The sequence below is a fragment of the Mesorhizobium ciceri biovar biserrulae WSM1271 genome, from assembly GCF_000185905.1.
In the GTDB taxonomy this organism is placed as follows: Bacteria; Pseudomonadota; Alphaproteobacteria; order Rhizobiales; family Rhizobiaceae; genus Mesorhizobium; species Mesorhizobium ciceri.
The window spans coordinates 2,829,979-2,849,243 of the sequence record NC_014923.1; the positions used below are offsets into that span (position 1 = coordinate 2,829,979).

The window sequence follows — 19,265 nt, forward strand, 5'->3', positions numbered from 1 at the left end:
CACACCAAAATCACTCTCAGAAAGTCACTGCCATGAAGGCATTCGTCGTCGACAAGTACAGCAAGAACGGCACTCTGCGGCTAGCCGAAATGCCGGAGCCGAAACTCGGGGACAGCGATGTCCTGGTCGAGGTCCACGCAGCGGCGGTGAACCTGCTCGATTCCAAGGTCAAAACCGGAGAGTTCAAGCTGATCCTGCCCTATCGCCGGCCCTTCATCCTGGGTCACGACGTGGCCGGGAGGGTTGTGCGCGTGGGATCGAAAGTCCGCAAATTCAAACTCGGCGACGACGTCTATGCGCGGCCGCGCGATGGCCGGATCGGGACGTTCGCCGAGTTCATAGCCCTGGATGAAGCCGACGTGGCCCTGAAACCCGGGAACCTCAGCATGGAGGAGGCGGCCTCGATCCCGCTGGTCGGCCTGACCGCCTGGCAGGCGCTCGTCGAAAGGGCCAAGCTGAAGAAGGGACAGAAGGTCTTCATTCAAGCCGGTTCCGGCGGCGTGGGGACATTCGCCATCCAACTGGCAAAGCATCTCGGCGCGACCATTGCGACCACCGCCAGCGCGGCGAGTGCCGGTCTGATCAAGGGGCTCGGCGCCGATATCGTAGTCGACTACAGGAAAGACGATTTCGAGAAAGTCCTTTCGGGCTACGACGTCGTCTTGAACAGCCAAGACGCCAAGACACTTGAAAAATCACTGAATGTGCTGAAACCGGGTGGCAAGCTCATCTCCATCTCCGGCCCACCGGATCCGGAATTTGCCAGGGAAAAGGGACTGAACGTGGTGCTGAGGCTGGTGCTTCGCCTGCTGAGCCGCGGTATTCGAGCGAAAGCCAAGCGCCGTGGCGTGACGTTCTCGTTCCTTTTCATGTGGGCGCAGGGCGAGCAGCTGAGCAAGATCGCATCGCTCATCGAATCCGGCGCGATCCGCCCGGTCGTCGACCGGATATTTCCCTTCGAGGCGACCAATGAGGCGCTGGCCTATGTCGAAACAGGACGCGCCAAGGGCAAGGTCGTCATCAAGGTCAGATAGCAACTCAGCCGCGATCGAGGTCAGCCGCGCCGGGCTGCGTCGATCGCCGCGACGTCGATCTTTGTCATCTCCATCATCGCATCAAAGGCGCGTTTGGCTTCCTCGCCGCCGGCCGCCATGGCCTCGGTCAGCGTGCGCGGCGTGATTTGCCAGGACACGCCCCATTTGTCCTTGCACCAGCCGCACACGCTCTCCTGGCCGCCATTGCCGACGATGGCATTCCAGTAGCGGTCGGTTTCCTGCTGATCGTCGGTGGCGATCTGGAACGAGAAGGCCTCGTTCTGCTTGAATGTGGAGCCGCCGTTCAATCCGATGCAGGGAATGCCGGCGACGGTAAATTCGACCGTCAACACGTCGCCTTTCTTGCCGGACGGAAAATCGCTCGGCGCACGGTGAACGGCGCCCACGCTGGTGTCGGGAAAGGTCTCTGCGTAGAAGCGCGCCGCAGCCTCGGCGTCCTTGTCGAACCAAAGGCAAATCGTGTTCTTCGGTATCTTTGGCATTGCATGTTCCTTTCGGCGTTGGAGTTGGCGGAGGTCAACCCAGGAGATTGCGTGCCGTGCGCATGAAGATCCTCGACCCGATCGGGATCAGGTCGTCGGGAAAGTCATAGTCGGGATTGTGCAAGGCGGGGTGCCGCTCGCCCGCACCGAGGAAGAACATCGCCGACTTGGCACTATGGCCGAACAGGCCGAAATCTTCCGAGGCGCGCATCGGCAGGGCCTCTTCGCCGTGCGATACGCCCTCTTCATCGAGCGCGCGCCGCAGATGCTCCACCGCGTCCGGCGCGTTGACGCTGGCGACGAAGATCTCGTGATAGTCCCAGCGGGCGGTAAGGCGATGCTCGCCGGCGATCCTGGCGACCAGTGCTTCGGCAGCAGCACAAAGGTTCGCCATGCGCTCGTCACGCCGGGTGCGCAGCGTTGCCCACACCTGCGCATGAGCCGGCGCGATGCCGAACACGGCTTCGCCCATCGCGGCATGGGTGACGGTCAGCATGGAGAAGTCGTCGTCGGCGAAGGTTCCGCGCCCGAGCGCCGGCAGCGCCGGCATCAGCTCACTGATCGCCAGCATCGGCGAGGTGCCGGTCTCCGGCATGGATGAATGGGCGGTCTTGCCCTCCAGCACGATGCGCATGCCGCGTGACGCACAGTTGACCACGCCGGGCTTGAGCCGCACCTCGCCGAACGGCACGCCAGGCAGGTTGTGCAGCGAGAAAGCGAAATCCGGCGCGATCTCGCCGAAGCGGGGATCGGCAACGACGCCGGCTGCGCCATTGCCGGTTTCCTCCGCCGGCTGGAACATCAGCACGACGCGGCCACTTGCAGGCCGCTCGCGCCCCAACTGCCGGCCGAGGGATGCCAGGATGGCGGTGTGTCCGTCATGGCCGCACATATGCGACTTGCCCGGCACGCGCGACGCATGCGGCACGCCTGAAAGTTCTTCGATAGGCAAGGCATCGAGTTCCGAACGGAACAGCACCGTCGGCCCTGCTTTGCCGCTGTCATATGTGACCGCGACGCCGTGCCCGCCGAGCTGTGTCAGCACCTTGTCCGGCCCCGTATCGGCGAGGAAGGCGACGACCTCCTTTGCCGTCTTCTCCTCTTCATTCGAGATTTCCGGATACTGGTGCAGCTGGCGCCGCCACGCCGTCAACTCGACGATGTCTCGGTTGGTCAGAGTCATGCTTTTTCAACCTCCGCTGCATTCTTCATCGACACGTCCAGGCACAGGGGTGCCGCAATGATGAATTGCTAGCGACAAAGGGCAGTTCCCGCCACAGTCCAAGTTTCAGGCTTCGGCAGGCCAGAAACGGCCGTTCTCCCCGGCCATCCGCAGCCTATTGATTGATCTCGGGCTCGACGAGCTTTGCCAGATTTCTGAGCGATTCCTGCCAGCCGAGATAGCAGGCCTCGACCGGAATGACGTCCGGAATGCCGGCCTGGGTGATGTCGATTTCAGTGCCGACCGACACTTTTTTCAAGACCACGGTCACCCGTATCTCGCCGGGCAGGTTGGGATCGTCGAACCTGTCGGTGTAGAGGAGGCGCTCGCCCGGAACGAGTTCAAGGTATTCGCCGCCGAAGGCGTGGCTGTCGCCGGTGGTGAAATTGCGGAACGACATCTTGAACGTGCCTCCGACCTTTGCCTCGAAATTATGGACCGTGCAGGTGAAGCCGTTTGGCGGAAGCCACTTGGCCAGCGCGTCCGCTTCAACGAAGGCGCGATAGACCTTTTCAGGGCTGGTCGTCAGAACGCGGTGCAAACGTACGGTGCCGGGCATTGCTGGATCCTTTCATGAATGCCTGTTCGATACCCCAAGGACGGACGAAGCCTAGCCAGTCCGACATTGGTTTGCGAATTTTTTGACGGGAGGCGGCCTGCCTACGCCGCGGACATGCGTTCGACCCCGAGCTATCAACACGAAGCTCGGGCGAGGCGGCGGATGAACTGCACCGGCTTCGGAGCTGGCGCTCACCTGCTAAATCGAGTTCCTGAGCCATCTTGTTGTTCGGGCGTGTTTTTGTCGATTGCCGCGAACGGCCGCGCGTCCCCGTCAATGCTTCGAACGCCGCCAAATAGGGCAGCGCGTCTTTGCCGTCCATGTGCCGATCATTAGAATTTGCATCTGATCAGAGTTGATTTCCTATCAAGCCGTTAATGCGGCCATGCTGTTAATCAGCATTTGCTAATGAGTCTTTCGAACCTGAGGCAAGCAATGACCAAGAATCTCGGCAATGCACGTCATACGCCGGCGAAGGACCCGCAGGTCTCCCTTCTGGGCAAAGCCGCGCCGGCGCTGTTTCCGCTGGTCGTGGCGGCACTGGGTTACATGGTTGGCAAGCAGTTCTTCGGCATCTAGGCGCGAAGTTCCGTTCCCTCAAACGTCTCGGCGGACCGACCATCTCAGCGCGCGGGCCGCCGTTTGCGTTGCAGCGGCGTGTTGCCGGGCATCAACGTCAAACATGCACGTCGCCAAAGGACAGTTCGCCGTCGTTATCGGCCGTGAAAAAGACGATGGCAAGCAACCCGACATAGAATGCGGCCACGACAACCACGATCGCCACACCGGGAACGGGGCCAAGGGCGGCGCTGTCTACGGCTTCGCGAAGCGAACCGGCAAAGCCGGTCCTGACGCCCACGGTTTGAAGGCTGGGGGTGGATATCTTGAGCACCCAGGCCAGCAAGAGGATCAGGAACAGGTAGATGTAATTTCGCCGCAGCCGACGGGCCAGCGCGACGCGCTGCGACAGCAGGAACTTCGGCGCGCGTAGGCCTTCCCCGACGATGAGCAGCCAGTCCGAGGCAAAGTCGGGCTGTGGGGAAAAGATCTGCGCGAAATAGTGGCGCTCGAACTGGCGTACGCGCGCCCGATAGAAATCGAAGAACCGATAGCGGCGCGCCTCGATCCATAGCAGCAGCAGGATCAGCAGCATGGCGAAAAGCAGCACGCCGTGATGCGCACTGGCCGTCGACAGCGATACCGAAAGCAGCGCCGCCACCACCGTGATTGCCCAGTTGGTTGTCCTGTCCAGCCGGTCGCGCCATCCCGCCATGCGAGCGATCTCGGCGCGGTGAAAATGCGACAGCGTGTTGACGCGCTCCGCCGATGAAAGGACGGGGCCAGCGGGCTGTGCCGACGCGTCGTTCATGGCATCCTCCGGCAAGGAACAGAACGGCCTGCCAGCGGCATTGTTCCCTGTCCTCGAGACCGCCGATCCAGCCGACCAGCCGCGCGTTGACGCCGAGGCGGCTCCGGTCCAGCAGACATCAAGCTGGCGGTTGACCACTGTTTCGCGACATGCCGATCGAAGGGCACGACTGATGTGGACAGCACCGGTGACGCAGGCACCTGCATGCACCAATCACATTACATTACGAGGTCTTGACCCACCCGCGACGGAGTCCAAAATCCTCCGCACCAGTGCCGACGAGGCGCCGGCTTCACGGGCGCCGCGCGGGTCAGGGGCGGTGGCCCTCGGGCAGGCTCAGGTGCGCGAGCCCCCGCCACTGATCCAGGCGTTTCCAACTGGACCGGAGCGCCAATGGCGCAGACGCGCATCGTCCGAGCATGGCAACCAGAGCATGCAAACGAACGATAGACAGGATCAAGAAAGGAGCAAATGCAATGACCATTCGTGATCTGATGCCATGGGGTCGCGATCCGAACCAGGTTCAGACCCTCTCAGGCGACCGCGATCAGGACCCATTCATGAGCCTGCATCGCGAGATGAACCGCCTTGTTGACGACATGTTCCGCGGTTTCGGTTCACGTCTTCCATCCTTGGGCAGGCTCTCTTCGGCGGGCGGTGGCTGGCCTAGCGTGGAAATCTCGGAAACGGACAAGGAAATCCGCGTGACCGCCGAGATACCCGGCATGGAGGAAAAGGACATCGAGGTGTTGCTCGATGACGGCGTCCTGACGTTGCGCGGTGAAAAACACGCCGAAACCGACGACAAGGAACGTCAGTTCTCCGAGCGATTCTACGGCCGCTTCGAACGTCGCATTCCGATCGGCTTCGAAGTCGAAGAAGACAAGGTCGCTGCCGATTTCCGCAACGGCGTGCTGTTCGTCACCTTGCCGAAATCCGAGAAGGCACAGAACAAGATGAGGCGCATCCCCATCGGCGGCAAGAGCACCAAGCACTAGAATGATTGGGGCCGGGCGGGAGGGTCACCCGCCCGGCATCGGCCGAATTTTGCGCCGGTCACATGGACCCTTGAGAATCCCTCTGCCTTCGGCAACATGACGGCGACGGTAGAGGGTATGAAATGAACCAGCCGATTTCTGCCATATCGCCGCGCAAGTCCGTGCCGCGCAACACGCCGATGGCGCTGACCGAGGCGTTGGTCGCGCGCACTATGCGTGCTGTCGAGGATGCCGGGCCGACGCCGGGCATGGTTCACATGACCGACGCCGACTATGCGCGCATCCGCGACGAGGTGCTGGCCGGCGCTCCGGCCGGGCCGCTGAAACTATTTGCCTATGGCTCGCTGCTGTGGAAGCCCGCCGGCGAGGTGAGGGGCGGAGAACGCGCGGTGGCCAGCGGCTGGCATCGTTCGTTCTGCTTCACGGTGCAGCGTTTTCGCGGCACGGTCGAGCAGCCCGGCTTGATGATGGCGCTCGATCGCGGCGGCCAGTGCCAGGGCATGGTGTTCGAGATCGCGGAACCGGTGGCGGCCAACCTCGAAGCGCTGCTGCGCCGCGAAATGACCATCCTGCCCGCCGTCAACGTGCCGCGCTGGCTGCAGGTCAGGACCGAAGGCGGCCCATGTCGCGCGATTGGTTTCGTCGTCGATCCCGCCAATCCGCGTTATGCCGGCAAGCTCGACAAGCAGGCGATCGCGGCGACGCTGGTGACAGCCGTCGGTCATTGGGGCTCGGGCGCGCAATATCTATTCGAGACGATCCGCCACCTCGAAGCCTGCGGCATCCGCGACCGCAATCTGTGGCGGCTGCAGGAACTGGTGGCGGAAGAGATCGGGCTGACCGTCGCCCAGAAGTGATCCGCCCAGAAGTGATCCGCTCAGACGCGGCACGCTTCAGTCGTGTTTGGCTCCGGATGCTTGCAGGCCACAGCACCTTGCGAAGCAAATCTCTGATTTCGTAAGTCTCCGCAGTGAAGGTTTAATGAATTGAAAACAGTTCTGGGCCAACGATGACCTGAACACCGGCGCAGGACACGGTGCGCGTGGGCCAATCATGAAATCCTCGACCGGAGAGCACTACCCAGCGCTGGATCATGTTCGTGGCCTGGCGGCCTTTCTTGTCTTTACCTGGCATTTCCTTCATGCTTCTCCTGAAGGCCCCGTGCCTTATGACTTCGTGCCGGCTCTTCCTATCTTCAGCGTTCTGGATGAAGGGCATACTGGCGTTTCCCTGTTCATGGCGCTTTCCGGCTACCTGTTCGCCAAGCTGCTCGATGGAAAGCAGATCAACTATCTACCCTTCTTTGCCAACAGGGCCCTCAGGCTGCTTCCGCTTCTCCTGGCCATGCTATGCATCGAGGCCTGCCGCAGGTACGTGGCCGGCCAGTCCCTCGACGGGTATTTCACGGGCGTCGGATTGGGGTTTCTTTTTCCCACCCTCCCGAATGGCGGCTGGTCGATAACGATCGAAGCGCACTTCTACCTGTTGCTGCCGTTCTTGCTTATGGTATCCAGGCGGTTTGTGTTCGCGCCCTTGCTGTTCATCGCGGCAGCCATTGTGCTGAGATCCGTCCTGTATGTGCAGATCGGCGAAGTGCAGTCGGCGGCGTCCGCAACCATCATAGGCCATGCGGATCAGTTCCTGGCCGGCATTCTTGCCTTTCACCTGCGTGCCCACGCGAAGAACCAACACTGGCTGGCGCTGGCCGTTCTCATGGCTTTTTCGGGGTTCTTCTGGTGGTTCGATGCAGCCGGCGGATTTTACCAACTGGGCCGCTATCCGTCGCCTCATTGGATATGGATCATCCTGCCGACCCTGGAGGCGGCAGCCTATTCATTCGGCATCGCCTACTACGACACGAGCTTTTCGAGAAAGCGAACAAGCCCGCCGTTCAGGGTACTGGAGAAGGCTGGGGCCTACAGCTATTCGATCTATCTTCTGCACCTGTTCTTCGTCATGCAATTGGCAGCGTTCATAGACACGAATGTCATGAGCGTCAGCAATTTCTACGTCGCATGCCTCTGGTCCGCATTGTGCTTCGTGGCGACGATCCCGATCGGCTATCTCAGCTATACCTGCGTCGAGGCGCCATTCCTGCGCCTGCGTCTGCGCTATATGGACCAAAAGCCCGAAACCGCGGCATCGACCGCGGCTGAGCTTGGATCGGTCATTGCCGATACACCGACCTCGTTCAGCCGTCCCTGAGCCATACCAGCATCTCGCCGGGCTCGCGGTTGTCCCAGGCGAAATAGGGAATGGCGGTCAGTCGCGTCTCGGCGGTGGCCGGCGGCTCGGGCCTGTAGAGCCCGTCCTGCCAGCCGTCGGAGACATCGGCAAGTGCCGCGGTCGACAGCGTCACCACGCCGCCGAGAAGTTCCGGCCGGTGCTGCGCTTCGATGGTGGCCGTCCGCGGCAGCGTCAGGCGATGCGGCTGGCTGTCATTGTCTGATGCCTCGACGCAATAGATCAGCGGGCCGCGTGACAGCGCGACGCGGCCAGCATCCTGGCGCACCTGCGGGTTGGCATAAAGCCGCTCGATCGGCATTTCGAGATCGAGCCGGACATTGTCGCCCTTTTTCCATGTCCGCTTGATCGCGGCGTAGCCGTCGCTGGTGATATCCGCCAGCCTGATGGCTTCGCCGTTTATCTTCAACCCGGCACTGGCGCTCCAGGCGGGAATGCGCAGGTGCAAAGTGAACTCGACCGGCGCCCGCGGTTCGAGCATGATGTCGACGGCGCCGTCCCAGGGATAGCTGCTGACCTGCGTCAGGCTCACCGGGACGCCCGATATATCGAAGCGCGCGGTCGAGTCGCCATAGAGGTGGACGGCCAGCGCATCGTCGGCCAGGCTGTAGAAATAGCTGCCGATCGAGGCGACCATGCGCCCGATATTGGGCGGGCAGCACGGGCAGCGGTGCCACTTCCACCTGTTGTGCTTGCCCCGGCTTTCCAATGGATTCTCGTAGAAAAACAGCGAGCCGTCGAGCGACAGGCCCGAGATCGAACCGTTGTAGAGGGCGCGTTCCATCATGTCGGCGTAGCGCGCGTTCGGCCCCATGCCGAGCATGCGGCTGGCCCAGAACACCAAGCCGACCGCCGCACAGGTCTCGGCATAGGCGCTTTCGTTGGGCAGGTCGTAGTCGCTGGTGAAGCCCTCATTGTGCGCCGACGGCCCCAGTCCGCCAGTGATGTAGAGACTCTTGGTGGTGAGATCGTCCCACAGAAGGTCGAGTGCTGCTCGCAGCGTATCATCGCCATATTCGGTCGCGATATCGGCCATGCCGGAATAGAGGTACATCGCCCTGACAGCATGGCCGACGACCTTGTTCTGTTCTCGCACCGGGATATGCGACTGGCTGTATTCATAGGTCTTGAAATGATAGGCCTTCGGGTCGGCGCCGCGGGCGCGGGCCTCCTCGTCGAAATAATGCGGCTGCTGACCGCGCTGGTCGATGAAGTATCTGGCCAACTCCATATATTTCCGCTCGCCGGTCACCCGTGCCAGCTTGACCAGCGCCAGCTCGATCTCCTCGTGGCCGCAATAGCCCTTCTTTTTGCCGGGCTCCGGGCCGAGTACCGACGCGATGTGGTCGGCATAGCGGCACATGATATCGAGCAGCTTGCGTTTTCCCGTCGCCTGGTAGTAGGCGACCGCGCCCTCGATCAGATGGCCGGCGCAATAGAGCTCGTGGCAGTCGCGCAGATTGGTCCAGCGCTTGCCGGGCTGGATGCGTTGGTACCAGCTGGAGAGATAGCCGTCCTCCTGCTGCAGCCTGCCATACATGTCGATGACGGCGTCGATCTTCTTCTCCAGTTCGGGATTCTTGCGCCGGTACAGCGAATAGGCCGCGGTCTCGATCGTCTTGCCGAGATCGGAATCCCAGAACATCTGCGTGGTCACCGTCGATCCGGTGAATTCCGCGCCCTGGCGGTCGGCTTCGTCGGGCGAGGGCGAGTGGAAGGGGATGACTATGCCGGGCGAGGGACGGTCCGGATCGATCTGCTCCAGCATGCGGGCCTCCACGCAGCGCTCGTAAAGGATATCGGCGGTGCGGGCGGCGACAGCGTCGGCGCGATCGCCCCAGAAGCCGTGCACGTCGACCTGCGGCACCGGCAGCGGGCGGAAGGCGAGCTTCGGTTTCCCGGTTTTTGCGGATGGCGATGCGGTCATGAATTTACTCCATTCTATTTGACGGCCCCGGCCATCAGGCCGCGGATGTAGAAGCGCTGCAGCGCCAGGAACAGGATGAGGCACGGCACCATCATCACGGTGACGCCCGCCTGCACCGCGCCCCAGTCGATGGCGCCGAAGCGGCCCGACTGCAGTGCGGTCATCATCACTGGCAGCGTGAATTTGGATTGGTCGGTCATCAGCACGAGGGCGGCGAGGAATTCGTTCCAGGCGCCGAGGAAGGCAAACAGGGCGATGGTGACGACGCCCGGCCAGACCAGCGGCAGCATCACCTTCCAAAGCATGGTGAGATTGCCGGCGCCGTCCATGCGGGCGGCTTCCTCGATCTCGCGCGGCACTGCGTCGAAGGCGTTGCGCATCATGAAGATCGAAAACGGCAGTTGCAGCGTCACATAAACGCCGACCAGGCCGGTCAGCGTGTTGTGCAGGCCAAGCTTGGTCAGCACCAGGAAGATCGGCGTCAGGATCGACTGGAACGGGATCATGATCGTCGACAGGATGAGGATGAAGAACAGGTCCTTGAACGGAAACCGGAACCGCGAAAAGCCGTAGCCGGCCAGCACGCTGACGGCGACCGACAGCACGACGGTCATCACCGAGACGTAGATGCTGTTTTGCGCCGAGACCCACAGCCCGTCGCCGAAGCTGTTGAGCGTGGCGTAGTTCTCCAGCGAGAAGCCTGATGTCGGCCAGGGCGGCAGCGGCGGCAGGCGCGCTTCGGCCGCCGGCTTGAACGCCGACAGCACCGCCCACACGATCGGCGCGGCAAACAGCACCGAGGCGACGATGCCGGTCGAATGCTCGCCGATGCGGCTCAAGAGCCGGCGGTTGCGGGAAGCGGCCTGCGCCATCAGTCGAGCCCCTCCGGCTTGCGCAGCAGCCACAGCTGGACGAGGCTGAGCGCCACCAGGATCACCAGCAGCACCATCGACAAAGCCGCGCCGTAGCCGAGCTTGAACGACACGAAGGACTGGTTGAAGATCCAGTAGACCGCCGTCAGCGTCTGGTTGCGTGGGCCGCCGCGCAGGATGATGTAGAACTGGTCGAAGGCGAGGATCGAGCCGGCGACCGACAGGATCAGGGCCAGCGCCAGCGTGCGGCGCATCAGCGGCAAAGTGATCGCCCTGAACCTGGCGAACGGACCGGCGCCGTCGATGACGGCCGCCTCCTGCAGATCCTGCGGGATCGATTGCAGGCCGGCCATCAGAATGATCATGGTGAAGCCGGCGACCTTCCAGACGACCATGGCGATGATCGACCAGAAGGCCGGCTGGAAGGTGGCCAAAAGGTTGAACTTCCTGTCGATCAGGCCAAGGTCGTAGGCGGCCGGGCTGAACAGGCCGGAATCGACGTTCAACAGCCATGACCAGAGCAGGCTGGCCGAGGCAAAGCCGACAACCGCCGGCATGAAGAACATCGTCCGGTAAAGATTGGTCAGCGGCCGCGGCCGCTCGACGAACAGCGCCAGCGGAAACGCCACCACGAAGATCGCGATGGTGACGATCACGGTGTAGTAGGCGGTGAAGCGCAGCGCGTTCCAGAACCGGGTGTCGCGCAGGATGGCGACATAGTTGCCGAGGCCGATAAAGCTGTGCTCGCCCATCAGGGGCCAGTTGTGCAGCGACATCCACGCCGTCATGCCGAGCGGGATCAGGAAAAAGACGACGACCAGCGCGACAGCCGGCGCGACATAGAGCAGGCCGATCCATTGGTGGCGGCTGGCGACCTTGCGGGTGCGGGGCGGGGCAGGGGTTGCTGCGGTGATGACGGTCATGGCTGCGCGCTCGGTGCTATTGGGACATTGGCAAAGAACCCTCTCACCCGGATTGCCAACCGAATTGAAGAGAGCAATTCGGGGCAATCCGACCTCTCCCCGAGGGGAGAGGAGGTTGCCGGGGATGGTGCCAGCCTCTTCTCCCCAGCGGGGAGAAGGTGGCCGCGAAGCGGCCGGATGAGGGGGTCTTTTCTCAACGCGATAGCCCTGCCGTTGGCGATGCGGTATCCGGCCACCCGCCCAGGGAGACAGGCGGGCGGCCGGCAGGCGTCCGCTACTTCTGCGGCGCCTGGTCGATGATCGACTGCATCGTTTCCTGCGCATTGGCTATCGCGCCATCGACATCGTCGCCGAAGAAGACCTCGTTGATCATCTGCGTCCACGGGCCGTTGGCGGAGTTGATCAGGTCGTTGAACACCACCGAATAGGGCGTCTTGCCCTTGGCCATGGCTTCGGCGGCGATCTGGTAGCGCGGATCGAGATCCTTCAACGCGTCCTTGGCGATGTCGCCGCGCACCGGCAGGCTTCCGTATTTGGCAAGGATGGTCTGGCCCTCGAGCGAATAGGCGAAGTCGAGGAACTCCTTCACCACGGGCAGTTTCGTGGTGCCCTTGGTGACGACGAAATTGTCGCCGCCCGCAAAGGACGACCAGCCGCTGTCCTTGCCCGGCAGGAAGGTGACGCCGTAATCGATGTCGGGATACTGGGTGTTGAGCGCGCCGATGGCAAAGGCGCCGGACGGCGAGATGCCGATATTGCCGGCGGCGAAGGCGGCAAAGAAATTGGCGCCGGTGTCGGTCTGTGCGCCTGCCGGTACCAGATCCTTCTTGACCATCGAGCGGTAGAGATCGATGGCGCCGCGCAGCTGCGGGCTGTCCAGCGTCGCCTTCGAGCCGTCTTCGCTCAGGATGTCGCCACCAGACGCCCAGATCAGGGGCGTGAAGGTGAAGATGTTGCAGCCGCCGCAATTGCCGGAGAAGTAGAAGCCCTTGATGTTGCCGCCGAGCGCGTTGACCTTCTCGGCATCGGCCGCGATCTCGGCCCAGTTGGCCGGACCTTTTTCGGGATCGAGGCCGGCCTGCTTGAACAGCTTCTTGTTCCAGATCAGCACCGAGGCGTCGGCGGAGAAGGGCAGGCCGTAAATGTGGTCTTTGTAGGTGCCGGTCTTCACATGCGCCGGCGACAGGCTGGCAAAATAGGGCAGGGACTTTGCCCAGTCGGTGATGTCCTCCAATTGGCCGGCTGCGGCGAAGGAGGGCGTGTAGATCAGGTCGAGCGACAGCGCGTCGGGCGCTGTGCCGCCGGCGGCCGCGGCACCGTATTTGGGGATGATCTCGGCATTGGGGATGATATCGAGCTTGACCTGGTTGGTGTGCGCCTTGTTGTAGGCATCGACGATCCTCGGCATGAAATTCGAACCGTCGGCGCGCACCCATATGTTGGCCGTCTCGGCGGCGGCAGTGCCGAGACCGCCGCCCAGAACGGCAGCGGCCAGGGCCAGTTTGGCAATCAGGTTCCTCATGTTCTCCTCCTCCAAGGTTGGCCGCGGTCCGCGGCTTGGCGCCGATTGCGCGGCGCTTCGTTTTCAGCCACCCGGCGGATGGCCGCATGACTGCCGCACCACCAGCCGGCACGGCAGTTTTCGAATGCCGGGCGCGGCGGGCTTGCCGCCGACCAGCGAAAGCAGGGTCAACCCGGCCTCGCGCCCGAGCGCGACCAGGTTCATGTCGACAGAGGTCAGCGGCGGGCGCGTCGCCTCGGCCACGATCTCCCAATTGTCGAAACCGATGACGCCGACATCCCTGGGGACGTCGAGGCCGCGTTCGCGCAGAGCATCGATGACGCCGCGCGCGATCTGGTCGTTGCCGCAGAAGACCGCGTCCGGCCTTTCGCTTTTGCCGTCGAACAGTTGCGCAACCGCCTGGTGACCCCAGGCTTCCGACCAGGAGCCGAGCAGCGGCTCGCTGACCGTCAGGCCGTTTTCGGCGAGCACGTCGCGGTAAGCCTGAACGCGCGCGTGTACCACGGCAAAGCTCGCCGGCCCGGTGACGTGGGCGATGCGCTTGCGGCCAAGCCGGCAAAAATGCTCGACGGCCAGCCGGGCGCCGCCAACATCGTCCGAGACGAAGGCAACGGCGTCGGGGTCGGGCTGCGTGAAGGCATAGATCACCGGGACGCGCAGATTGGAGAGGTCGACGGGCAGATGACGATCGATGCGCTTGCCAGTGGCGATGATGCCGTCAACGCGCTTGTCGAGCATGGCGTCGACATGCATCTGGCCCAGCCGCGGGTCCTCCTCGACATTGCACAGGAACACCGAGACGCCATTGTCGACCAGCGCGTCCGAAATGCCCGACATCAGCGGCAGCGAGAAGCGGCCATAGGTATCGTTGGTGAGCAGGCCGACGGTGAAGCTGCGGCGTCGGAGCAGGCTTTGCGCCAGGCTGTTGGGCCGGAAGCCAAGCCGCCGGGCGGTCTCGCGAATGCGTTCGCGCGTCTCGGCTGTCATCCGGCCCTGGCTGTTGAGCGCCTTGGATGCGGTAGCGACGCTGACTCCGGCCTGCGCGGCCACGTCACGCAAGGTGACTGGCTTGGAAAAGACCGGAACAGGCAGATCGTCCGATGGCATCGCGCCGAGAGTCCTTAGTTGGAAAAAGGTTTTCTCTTACCGATCTGAAAGAGGCCCGGCAGGTGGCCGAGCCCGACTGAAATTGTTTGAGAAAACCTTTTCTCAGCTGAGGCTAGACCAGATTGGATCGCCGTTCAAGGGAAAAGCTGGTTGGGCCTCGGCTCTCTTCCTTCGAATGCAAACGCGGGTTAAAGCAGCGCCGGCAGCACTTAGCTCAGGGGAAGAGCGCCAGTCGCAGTGCTGGAGGCCCTCGGTCGAGACGGGGCGGGCTGCCGCTTGAGGCGTGAAGGATCGCAGCGTGCGCGGGATGCGAGGTCCGGCAAAGGGTTGGCGCTGCCGGGCAGCAAACCTGGCCGCAATATGTGCTGGCGGACGGTCTGAAGATCGTGCCGAAAATTCTGAACAGTCCCTCGGGATTAACCTTTCCGTAAATATTTGGCCGCTACTTCAACAGCCATGGCCTCGTGGCGGAGCGGCTACGCTGGAGACGGCAAATCTCTGAAGCCTCGGTTCGATTCCGAGGCGAGGCCTCCAAAATTTCGCGTCGAACAGCAGTCCCAATCTGCCCCAAGGGCAGTCAGTCCCCACGAATAGATTTGTGCGTTACGAAGGCGGTGCGGACCGGACGTTAAAGCAGTCCTGTCTTGCATTTGGCATGCCGGCACGCGCGAAAAGAGTGGTATGGAAGGGAGCCGAGCGTTCTTGCTTCGCTTTTTCCTGACATTCGAGGCCTTTCGTGCGTGAACCGTCGCTGCTGCCCGTCTTTGGAAAACTTGGCCTCAAGGCTCCTGCCGCCCTGGCGGCGGCACCGGCCTCGTCGGCAGGTGTGTCGCACCTGCGGAAGCTTCTGGCCGTGCATAGCGGCATGGTGCTGAAACTGTCGGTCGTCGCCTGGACGGTGCTGATCCTGGGCGCCGTGTTTTTCACGATGCAAGGCTGACCGGCATGGCCAACCGCTACACGCTGCGTATGGAGCTTCCCCAGAGCTGGAGCATCATCGATGTCTTCACCGGCCAGCCTGCGGTGGTCCGGCAAAAGGTGATGGTCGGGATGGGGCCGCGCGAGGCCGAGGACATGATCGTGCAGATGAATGTCCGCGATGTCAAACGCCGCGAACGGGCCGAGCGCAAGGCCTGATCCGTAGCGGCCCGCCGGCGGAAGCCTGCCGCACCGCAAATCAAGGGATTCCCGTGAGAGCCAGCCTGAAGCAGAAGATACTGGAGATTTGCGACCGCAAGATCTCCGAGAAGGGGGCCGGCGTCGGCGTGTCGTTCTATGCGTTTTTCGCCAACAGAAACGACAACCCCGAACTCCTGATGGAAGCCGCCGAATGGTGGATCAGAACCCACCGCCTCGACCATTTCGAAAAGGCTGCGAAGATACGCGCGATGGTCGAGGAGATGGATCTTTAATCGTCGTTTTGAGCGACATGCAATGGACTGATCAGCCGAAATCGGACGCCGTCAGCACATACATGCTCTTGTGGGTGCGGTCGTAGGCCTTCGACGCCACTTCGCGGATGGCGCTGCTCTCGGTGTCGAATGTCTGGAGATAACCGGCTTCATCGGCCGCGGTTCCCGGCCGCATCTTGGCCATGGCGTCGGCGGCGACGGAGAACGAGATCTGGAACATGCCGTCATGGCCGACGAAACGAATGCGCTGGCCCGCCTCGTCATAGCTGCGGCTGCGGTTGGGGAAGGTGAGGCTCATGTCTTGGCCTCCGTGACTTTCTTGGTCACCCGCTTCTTCTTCGGCGTCGGATTGAGGGCCTCGGCGACACGATCGGCCTCTTCCTTGGCCAGCCGAAGCTCCCTCAGCCTTGCCGTCTTGATCTCCCTGGCTCTTGCCTCGGACATATATTCGGCGGTCGCCTTGTTTTTCTCCGCTGTCTTCTTCTGCTTGTCGACAAAGCGGGCTTCAGCTTTTTCCATGATCGTCTGATTGCCTTCGGCCATCGAAGAAATCTCCCTTGCGCCTGAAATCGTGAAAGTGAACTTGTCCGATAAATAGGCACTCGATCGGCAAAATTCAATCTTTTGAATTATTTGACATTCTGCGGATATCACGAAACGGCCAGCTGAAATAATACTTTTGAATATTTAATTTGGTACGCGAATAATTTTTGGCACTCCTATCTATCGAGTGCCAACGCGTCTATAGAGGAGGGGCGTGGCCGCCTGTGCCGGCCCCCAGAAAGAAAGTTCCCATGAAATTTCGGCCACTCCACGACCGCGTCGTCATTCGTCGCGCCGAAGGCGATATCAAATCCAAGGGCGGGATCATCATCCCCGACACTGCCAAGGAAAAGCCGCAGGAGGGCGAAGTCATCGCTGTCGGCCCTGGCGCACGCGACGAAAACGGCGCGCTTGTTCCGCTCGACGTCAAGGCCGGCGACTTCATCCTGTTCGGCAAATGGTCGGGCACCGAGGTCAAGATCGACGGCGAGGACCTTCTGATCATGAAGGAAGCCGACATTATGGGCGTCATCGACAAGGACGAGACTGGCATCATCGACAAGGGCGAGACCGCTGCAACCGACAAGACCGTGGCCGCCAAGAAAGCTGCCTGACCTTATTTTCTCCGAACGTACTGGATAAAAATCATGTCTGCCAAGGAAATCAAATTCTCCACCGACGCGCGCGACCGCATGCTGCGCGGCGTCGAGATCCTTACCAATGCTGTGAAGGTCACGCTCGGCCCCAAGGGCCGCAACGTCATCATCGACAAGGCCTATGGCGCGCCGCGCATCACCAAGGACGGCGTCACCGTCGCCAAGGAAATCGAGCTTGCCGACAAGTTCGAGAACATGGGCGCCCAGATGGTGCGCGAAGTGGCCTCGAAGACCAACGACCTCGCCGGTGACGGCACCACCACCGCCACGGTGCTGGCCGCCTCGATCCTGCGCGAAGGCGCCAAGCTGGTCGCCGCCGGCATGAATCCCATGGATTTGAAGCGCGGCATCGACCAGGCGGTTTCCGCCGTGGTCAAGGAAATCCAGGCGCGCGCCAAGAAGGTCAAGTCGTCGGCCGAGATCGCGCAGGTCGGCACCATCGCCGCCAATGGCGATGCCAGCGTCGGCGAGATGATCGCCAAGGCTATGGACAAGGTCGGCAATGACGGCGTCATCACCGTCGAGGAAGCCAAGACCGCAGAGACCGAACTCGACGTCGTCGAAGGCATGCAGTTCGACCGCGGCTATCTCTCGCCCTATTTCGTCACCAATGCCGACAAGATGCGCGTCGAGCTGGAAGAACCCTACATCCTCATCCACGAGAAGAAGCTCGGCAATCTGCAGGCGATGCTGCCGATCCTCGAAGCGGTGGTGCAGAGCGGCAGGCCGCTGCTGATCATCTCCGAGGACGTCGAGGGCGAGGCTCTGGCGACGCTGGTCGTCAACAAGCTGCGCGGCGGCCTCAAGGTCGCGGCCGTCAAGGCGCCTGGCTTCGGCGATCGCCGCAAGGCGATGCTGGAAGACATCGCCGTGCTCACGTCGGGCCAGATGATCTCCGAGGACCTCGGCATCAAGCTCGAAAACGTCACCATCGAGATGCTCGGCCGCGCCAAGCGCGTGCTGATCGAGAAGGACACCACCACGATCATCGACGGTGCCGGCACCAAGGCGACCATCCAGGCGCGCGTCGCCCAGATCAAGGGCCAGATCGAGGAGACGACGTCAGACTACGACAAGGAAAAGCTGCAGGAGCGGCTGGCCAAGCTCGCCGGCGGCGTTGCCGTCATCCGCGTCGGCGGCGTCACCGAGTCGGAAGTCAAGGAAAAGAAGGACCGCATCGACGATGCGCTGAACGCCACCCGCGCGGCGGTCGAGGAAGGCATCGTGCCCGGCGGCGGCGTCGCTCTGCTGCGTGCCCGCTCGGCGCTTGGCGGCCTGACCGGCGCCAATGCCGATGTCACGGCCGGCATCACGATCGTGCTGCGGGCGCTCGAAGCGCCGATCCGCCAGATCGCCGAGAATTCCGGCGTCGAAGGCTCAATCGTCGTCGGCAAGCTCACCGACAGCAAGGACCACAATCAGGGTTTTGACGCCCAGAACGAGGTCTATGTCGACATGATCAAGGCAGGCATCGTCGATCCGGCGAAAGTGGTGCGCACCGCACTCCAGGATGCCGGCTCGATCGCAGCCCTTCTGATCACCGCCGAAGCGATGATCACCGACGTTCCGGCCAAGGATGCAGCACCTGCGGGTGGCGGCGGTGGCGGCATGGGCGGCTACTAAAACCCAGGATTTGTCCGATCTGTCGGAGATGTGAATGGCGGCCCCGATCGGGGCCGCTACGATTCTCAAGATGATCATCGCAAAGTTTACGCAGTCGCCCGGCTCAATCCCGGGAGGCAATCATGATCTTGCGGCTTTCGAAGGGGACGCAATCCACGCTAGACTGTCCAGGCGGCCGTCTGGTTGCGGAGCTCGCCGGACTTTGGCAAGCGATCGGACGAACCGCCATCCCCGACACGGAGACACGTTCATGTTTGCGGCCAAGGCCATCGACACCTCAGACAAGCCCACGTTCTACCGCGACCTCGCCACCCAATTGAAGGCGCTGCTCGAGGGTGAGCGCGATTCGATCGCCAACGCCGCCAACACCGCAGCACTCATCTTCCAGATGGTGCCGGACCTCAACTGGGCCGGTTTCTATTTCCTGCAGTCGGACGAGGAAATGGTGCTCGGGCCGTTCCAGGGCAAGCCGGCCTGTGTGCGCATCGCCGTCGGCAAGGGCGTGTGCGGAACGGCGGTCGAACTCGGCACCTCGATGCTGATCAAGGACGTGCATGATTTTCCCGGCCACATCGCCTGCGATGCCGATTCGCGCTCGGAACTGGTGGTGCTGCTCGAGGACGATGAAGGCGTCTTCGGCGTGCTCGATCTCGACAGCCCGCTGCCCGGCCGCTTCGACAAGGCCGACCAGGCCGGCATCGAGACGCTGGCGGCGATCTATGCCGCGGCGAGTTCGTTCGAGGACTGAGCT

23 protein-coding genes and 1 tRNA gene are annotated in these 19,265 nt (G+C 62.4%); 12 read left to right on the plus strand and 12 right to left on the minus strand.

What is annotated here, in order from left to right; genetic code table 11:
- The first annotated feature begins 32 nt into the window (after positions 1–32).
- Positions 33–1,034, plus strand: a complete 1,002-nt coding sequence (locus MESCI_RS13565; protein WP_013530514.1) for an NADP-dependent oxidoreductase — start codon at positions 33–35, stop codon at positions 1,032–1,034.
- A gap of 20 nt (positions 1,035–1,054) precedes the next feature.
- Here MESCI_RS13565 and MESCI_RS13570 read toward each other — a convergent pair whose 3' ends face one another.
- The 4 genes from MESCI_RS13570 to MESCI_RS13585 form a co-directional block, all read right to left on the minus strand.
- Entirely contained in the window at positions 1,055–1,528 is a 474-nt protein-coding gene (locus MESCI_RS13570) for a VOC family protein (protein ID WP_027160885.1), read from the minus strand.
- Positions 1,529–1,571: 43 nt separating this feature from the next.
- Positions 1,572–2,720, minus strand: a complete 1,149-nt coding sequence (locus MESCI_RS13575) for an amidohydrolase (protein ID WP_013530516.1) — start codon at positions 2,718–2,720, stop codon at positions 1,572–1,574.
- 154 nt (positions 2,721–2,874) lie between these two features.
- The gene (locus tag MESCI_RS13580) at positions 2,875–3,318 is read right to left on the minus strand and encodes an SRPBCC family protein (RefSeq protein WP_013530517.1); all 444 of its coding nucleotides are present in this window, start codon (positions 3,316–3,318) and stop codon (positions 2,875–2,877) included.
- On the minus strand, positions 3,272–3,640 hold the full coding sequence (locus MESCI_RS13585; protein WP_164919897.1) for a hypothetical protein: 369 nt from the start codon (positions 3,638–3,640) through the stop codon (positions 3,272–3,274). The genes MESCI_RS13580 and MESCI_RS13585 overlap by 47 nt, the downstream gene beginning before the upstream one ends.
- Positions 3,641–3,753: 113 nt before the next feature.
- Between MESCI_RS13585 and MESCI_RS32260 the strand changes: the two genes are divergently transcribed.
- A complete protein-coding gene (locus tag MESCI_RS32260; RefSeq protein ID WP_013530518.1) occupies positions 3,754–3,897 on the plus strand; it encodes a hypothetical protein in 144 nt (47 codons plus the stop codon).
- Positions 3,898–3,994: 97 nt separating this feature from the next.
- Here the strand turns inward: MESCI_RS32260 and MESCI_RS13590 are convergent, their stop codons facing one another.
- On the minus strand, positions 3,995–4,687 hold the full coding sequence (locus MESCI_RS13590; RefSeq protein WP_013530519.1) for a DUF2270 domain-containing protein: 693 nt from the start codon (positions 4,685–4,687) through the stop codon (positions 3,995–3,997).
- A gap of 476 nt (positions 4,688–5,163) precedes the next feature.
- Between MESCI_RS13590 and MESCI_RS13595 the strand changes: the two genes are divergently transcribed.
- The 3 genes from MESCI_RS13595 to MESCI_RS13605 all read left to right on the plus strand — a co-directional run bounded on the left by MESCI_RS13595 (position 5,164) and on the right by MESCI_RS13605 (position 7,890).
- The gene (locus MESCI_RS13595; RefSeq protein WP_013530520.1) at positions 5,164–5,685 is read left to right on the plus strand and encodes an Hsp20/alpha crystallin family protein; all 522 of its coding nucleotides are present in this window, start codon (positions 5,164–5,166) and stop codon (positions 5,683–5,685) included.
- Positions 5,686–5,807: 122 nt separating this feature from the next.
- The gene (locus MESCI_RS13600) at positions 5,808–6,542 is read left to right on the plus strand and encodes a gamma-glutamylcyclotransferase (protein ID WP_013530521.1); all 735 of its coding nucleotides are present in this window, start codon (positions 5,808–5,810) and stop codon (positions 6,540–6,542) included.
- A 196-nt stretch (positions 6,543–6,738) separates the two neighbouring features.
- Positions 6,739–7,890 (plus strand): acyltransferase family protein, encoded by a 1,152-nt coding sequence (locus MESCI_RS13605; RefSeq protein ID WP_013530522.1) that lies wholly within the window; start codon positions 6,739–6,741, stop codon positions 7,888–7,890.
- Here MESCI_RS13605 and MESCI_RS13610 read toward each other — a convergent pair.
- From MESCI_RS13610 to MESCI_RS13630, 5 genes are all read right to left on the minus strand, one after another.
- Positions 7,877–9,856, minus strand: a complete 1,980-nt coding sequence (locus tag MESCI_RS13610; protein ID WP_013530523.1) for a glycoside hydrolase family 127 protein — start codon at positions 9,854–9,856, stop codon at positions 7,877–7,879. The genes MESCI_RS13605 and MESCI_RS13610 overlap by 14 nt on opposite strands.
- A gap of 14 nt (positions 9,857–9,870) precedes the next feature.
- Positions 9,871–10,728: a carbohydrate ABC transporter permease gene (locus tag MESCI_RS13615; protein ID WP_013530524.1), complete on the minus strand. Its 858-nt coding sequence runs from the start codon at positions 10,726–10,728 to the stop codon at positions 9,871–9,873.
- Positions 10,728–11,651 (minus strand): carbohydrate ABC transporter permease, encoded by a 924-nt coding sequence (locus tag MESCI_RS13620; RefSeq protein WP_013530525.1) that lies wholly within the window; start codon positions 11,649–11,651, stop codon positions 10,728–10,730. Before MESCI_RS13620 ends, MESCI_RS13615 begins: the two co-directional genes overlap by 1 nt.
- A 274-nt stretch (positions 11,652–11,925) precedes the next feature.
- Entirely contained in the window at positions 11,926–13,173 is a 1,248-nt protein-coding gene (locus MESCI_RS13625) for an ABC transporter substrate-binding protein (protein ID WP_013530526.1), read from the minus strand.
- Positions 13,174–13,236: 63 nt separating this feature from the next.
- Positions 13,237–14,280 (minus strand): LacI family DNA-binding transcriptional regulator, encoded by a 1,044-nt coding sequence (locus MESCI_RS13630; RefSeq protein ID WP_013530527.1) that lies wholly within the window; start codon positions 14,278–14,280, stop codon positions 13,237–13,239.
- A 458-nt stretch (positions 14,281–14,738) separates the two neighbouring features.
- Here MESCI_RS13630 and MESCI_RS13635 point away from each other — a divergent pair.
- The 4 genes from MESCI_RS13635 to MESCI_RS13650 all read left to right on the plus strand — a co-directional run bounded on the left by MESCI_RS13635 (position 14,739) and on the right by MESCI_RS13650 (position 15,692).
- A tRNA-Cys gene (locus MESCI_RS13635) sits at positions 14,739–14,814 on the plus strand.
- Positions 14,815–15,016: 202 nt separating this feature from the next.
- Positions 15,017–15,220 (plus strand): hypothetical protein, encoded by a 204-nt coding sequence (locus MESCI_RS13640; protein ID WP_013530528.1) that lies wholly within the window; start codon positions 15,017–15,019, stop codon positions 15,218–15,220.
- Between the two features lie 5 nt (positions 15,221–15,225).
- Positions 15,226–15,417 (plus strand): hypothetical protein, encoded by a 192-nt coding sequence (locus MESCI_RS13645; protein WP_013530529.1) that lies wholly within the window; start codon positions 15,226–15,228, stop codon positions 15,415–15,417.
- A 53-nt stretch (positions 15,418–15,470) separates the two neighbouring features.
- Entirely contained in the window at positions 15,471–15,692 is a 222-nt protein-coding gene (locus MESCI_RS13650; RefSeq protein WP_013530530.1) for a DUF6500 family protein, read from the plus strand.
- 31 nt (positions 15,693–15,723) lie between these two features.
- Here the strand turns inward: MESCI_RS13650 and MESCI_RS13655 are convergent, their stop codons facing one another.
- Positions 15,724–15,990, minus strand: a complete 267-nt coding sequence (locus MESCI_RS13655) for a DUF1488 family protein (RefSeq protein WP_013530531.1) — start codon at positions 15,988–15,990, stop codon at positions 15,724–15,726.
- Positions 15,987–16,235, minus strand: coding sequence for a hypothetical protein (locus MESCI_RS13660; RefSeq protein WP_013530532.1), 249 nt, complete (start codon positions 16,233–16,235; stop codon positions 15,987–15,989). The genes MESCI_RS13655 and MESCI_RS13660 overlap by 4 nt, the downstream gene beginning before the upstream one ends.
- A 251-nt stretch (positions 16,236–16,486) precedes the next feature.
- Between MESCI_RS13660 and MESCI_RS13665 the strand changes: the two genes are divergently transcribed.
- The 3 genes from MESCI_RS13665 (at position 16,487) to MESCI_RS13675 (ending at position 19,262) form a co-directional block, all read left to right on the plus strand.
- The gene (locus MESCI_RS13665) at positions 16,487–16,849 is read left to right on the plus strand and encodes a co-chaperone GroES (RefSeq protein WP_013530533.1); all 363 of its coding nucleotides are present in this window, start codon (positions 16,487–16,489) and stop codon (positions 16,847–16,849) included.
- 33 nt (positions 16,850–16,882) lie between these two features.
- Positions 16,883–18,514, plus strand: coding sequence for a chaperonin GroEL (gene groL / locus MESCI_RS13670; RefSeq protein ID WP_013530534.1), 1,632 nt, complete (start codon positions 16,883–16,885; stop codon positions 18,512–18,514).
- A 250-nt stretch (positions 18,515–18,764) separates the two neighbouring features.
- Entirely contained in the window at positions 18,765–19,262 is a 498-nt protein-coding gene (locus MESCI_RS13675) for a GAF domain-containing protein (RefSeq protein WP_013530535.1), read from the plus strand.
- Positions 19,263–19,265 lie beyond the last annotated feature (3 nt).

Excerpts from the sequence above, each read along its gene's own strand:
- MESCI_RS13565 (WP_013530514.1), top strand. The coding sequence starts at position 33 with ATGAAGGCATTCGTCGTCGACAAGTACAGCAAGAACGGCACTCTGCGG.
- MESCI_RS13575 (WP_013530516.1), bottom strand. The coding sequence starts at position 2,720 with ATGACTCTGACCAACCGAGACATCGTCGAGTTGACGGCGTGGCGGCGC.
- MESCI_RS13580 (WP_013530517.1), bottom strand. The coding sequence starts at position 3,318 with ATGCCCGGCACCGTACGTTTGCACCGCGTTCTGACGACCAGCCCTGAA.
- MESCI_RS13585 (WP_164919897.1), bottom strand. The coding sequence starts at position 3,640 with ATGGACGGCAAAGACGCGCTGCCCTATTTGGCGGCGTTCGAAGCATTG.
- MESCI_RS32260 (WP_013530518.1), top strand. The coding sequence starts at position 3,754 with ATGACCAAGAATCTCGGCAATGCACGTCATACGCCGGCGAAGGACCCG.
- MESCI_RS13590 (WP_013530519.1), bottom strand. The coding sequence starts at position 4,687 with ATGAACGACGCGTCGGCACAGCCCGCTGGCCCCGTCCTTTCATCGGCG.
- MESCI_RS13595 (WP_013530520.1), top strand. The coding sequence starts at position 5,164 with ATGACCATTCGTGATCTGATGCCATGGGGTCGCGATCCGAACCAGGTT.
- MESCI_RS13600 (WP_013530521.1), top strand. The coding sequence starts at position 5,808 with ATGAACCAGCCGATTTCTGCCATATCGCCGCGCAAGTCCGTGCCGCGC.
- MESCI_RS13605 (WP_013530522.1), top strand. The coding sequence starts at position 6,739 with ATGAAATCCTCGACCGGAGAGCACTACCCAGCGCTGGATCATGTTCGT.
- MESCI_RS13610 (WP_013530523.1), bottom strand. The coding sequence starts at position 9,856 with ATGACCGCATCGCCATCCGCAAAAACCGGGAAACCGAAGCTCGCCTTC.
- MESCI_RS13615 (WP_013530524.1), bottom strand. The coding sequence starts at position 10,728 with ATGGCGCAGGCCGCTTCCCGCAACCGCCGGCTCTTGAGCCGCATCGGC.
- MESCI_RS13620 (WP_013530525.1), bottom strand. The coding sequence starts at position 11,651 with ATGACCGTCATCACCGCAGCAACCCCTGCCCCGCCCCGCACCCGCAAG.
- MESCI_RS13625 (WP_013530526.1), bottom strand. The coding sequence starts at position 13,173 with ATGAGGAACCTGATTGCCAAACTGGCCCTGGCCGCTGCCGTTCTGGGC.
- MESCI_RS13630 (WP_013530527.1), bottom strand. The coding sequence starts at position 14,280 with ATGCCATCGGACGATCTGCCTGTTCCGGTCTTTTCCAAGCCAGTCACC.
- MESCI_RS13645 (WP_013530529.1), top strand. The coding sequence starts at position 15,226 with ATGGCCAACCGCTACACGCTGCGTATGGAGCTTCCCCAGAGCTGGAGC.
- MESCI_RS13655 (WP_013530531.1), bottom strand. The coding sequence starts at position 15,990 with ATGAGCCTCACCTTCCCCAACCGCAGCCGCAGCTATGACGAGGCGGGC.
- MESCI_RS13660 (WP_013530532.1), bottom strand. The coding sequence starts at position 16,235 with ATGGCCGAAGGCAATCAGACGATCATGGAAAAAGCTGAAGCCCGCTTT.
- MESCI_RS13665 (WP_013530533.1), top strand. The coding sequence starts at position 16,487 with ATGAAATTTCGGCCACTCCACGACCGCGTCGTCATTCGTCGCGCCGAA.
- groL (WP_013530534.1), top strand. The coding sequence starts at position 16,883 with ATGTCTGCCAAGGAAATCAAATTCTCCACCGACGCGCGCGACCGCATG.
- MESCI_RS13675 (WP_013530535.1), top strand. The coding sequence starts at position 18,765 with ATGTTTGCGGCCAAGGCCATCGACACCTCAGACAAGCCCACGTTCTAC.